The sequence below is a fragment of the Microcoleus sp. B3-D2 genome, assembly GCF_036705345.1.
Classification (GTDB): domain Bacteria; phylum Cyanobacteriota; class Cyanobacteriia; order Cyanobacteriales; family Microcoleaceae; genus Microcoleus.
In genome coordinates this window covers 1-1,377 of record NZ_JAUBUG010000188.1, presented here as the reverse complement: position 1 = coordinate 1,377, position 1,377 = coordinate 1, and the positions used below count along the sequence as shown (strand labels likewise).

1 protein-coding gene is annotated in these 1,377 nt (G+C 44.7%); it reads left to right on the top strand.

Translation table 11 applies throughout. The features are described 5' to 3' along the window. Positions 1 to 60: 60 nt before the first annotated feature. A complete protein-coding gene (locus tag QUB14_RS28590) occupies positions 61 to 810 on the top strand; it encodes a transposase (RefSeq protein WP_333221636.1) in 750 nt (249 codons plus the stop codon). Positions 811 to 1,377: the final 567 nt, after the last annotated feature.

Below are 1,377 nucleotides of genomic sequence, written 5' to 3'. Positions count from 1 at the left end.
GGTTAATATTAAGCACTTCAAAAACTGGTTTACAAGCTGCTGCTACTGTACTTCATAAACTTGGAATCCGCTGTATTAGTGGCAATCGACCACACTGCATGGGGGAGACCAGATGCCAAAACGTTAAAAGACAGAACTCATGAATATCAGAGGGGCGTAACTGTTGGACAGGGATACAGTACAATTGCCTGGATACCAGAAGCACAAGGAAGTTGGGCATTACCTCTGCTCCATGAAAGAATTAGTAGCGGGTCTTCACCCATACTTCAAGCAGCTTCCCAACTCAAACTTGTCTGTGAACAGAGCGTCAACCCAGTTTTAGCAGTTTTAGATCGAGAATATGGGAATGCAAGTTGGGTGCTGCCGCTAACGCAAGCTTCCATCCTTGCTGATTGTTTAATGAGAGTCCGAAAAAATGCCTGCTTATGGTCAGCACCACCAGCCTATAGTGGTCGCGGTAGACCACGGAAACACGGGCAAAAAATGAGACTCAACGACCCAAACACCTGGCTTCAAGCGGATACTGCGATTGAAATTGACGAACATCCAGAGTTGGGAAAAGTCCTCATCAGACAATGGCTCGACTTACATTTTTATCGTGCGGCCCAACAGAAAATCAATTTAATTCTGGCCCTTAAGAATGAAGCCCATGTCAAACGGTCAGCCGTTTCCACCCTTATGGTTGGCTTGGGTTGGAGAACGAACTCTACCCAAGCGAAACTATTTGGTTTAAATATTTGCGACGTTTTGGAGTCGATCATTGGTATCGATTTGCGAAGCAACGATTGCATTGGACATTGCCTAACTTGAGAACTCCTGAACAATCTGAGCGTTGGAGTGATTTAATGCCGTTAATGAGTTGGCAACTCTGGCTGGCTAGAGATTTAGTGATCGAGAATAGACTCCTGCAGGCAATCTGCTACGATCGATTTAACTCCTGGACGTGTTGCCCAATCAATGTTTTCGGTTTTAGTTGACATTGGTACTCCTACAAAAATCCCTAAACATAGGGGAAAAGCCCCCGGCTGGGAAAAAGGAAAGGTACGTACCAAGGCACCGTGCTATCCCACTGTCAAAAAACGGGTTTCTCGACGCAAAAAATCTTCAAAATTAGCTATTTAATCTTCTCCCTCTTGAGTTTTTGAGTAACAGCTTGCCGGATATTTAAAGGCAGCTACTTTTAGATGCGCTCGTTTTTTAGTCTAAACTCCAGTTATCAGTAAGCAGGAGGCAGAGGAAGAAAATTTTTTAACTTCATGCTTTCGCCTGCTAGAGGGGCTGATGTCCTCATGTTTACTATTATAGGGCTTGCTGAATAATCGAGTGCATATTGCGTCGCGAAAGGTTTCGAGCGCGCGAGCGAGAATAAAGTGCAAG